This window comes from Adlercreutzia sp. DFI.6.23 (assembly GCF_024462535.1).
Classification (GTDB): Bacteria; Actinomycetota; Coriobacteriia; order Coriobacteriales; family Eggerthellaceae; genus Adlercreutzia; species Adlercreutzia rubneri.
Genome location: NZ_JANGBP010000550.1, coordinates 1 through 299, shown reverse-complemented (window position 1 = coordinate 299; position 299 = coordinate 1). Strand labels below are relative to the sequence as shown.

1 pseudogene is annotated in these 299 nt (G+C 60.9%); it reads left to right on the top strand.

The window, feature by feature from the left end:
* Positions 1 to 299: pseudogene (locus NE591_RS14550) on the top strand (site-specific integrase); the annotation flags it as partial.

The following is a 299-nucleotide window of genomic DNA, read 5'->3' as shown; positions in this document are numbered from 1 at the left end:
TGGGAAAGAGTCCCGCCGCCCCGACCATCAAGATCGGCGAGCGGCAGGGGTCGGAGATGAAGTTCTGGACGAAGGAGCAGTACCTCGCGTTCAGCGAGGAGGTGATGGACAAGCCAGCCAGCTTCCACGCGTTCGAGATCCTGTACTGGTGCGGCTTGAGGGTCGGCGAGCTCCTCGCCCTCGAACCGAACGAAATCGACCTTGGAAAGTGCCTCATCCACGTCACCAAGAGCTACCAGCGGATCCGGAGGAGGGACGTCATCACCTCGCCCAAGACGCCCAAATCGAAGAGAGATGTG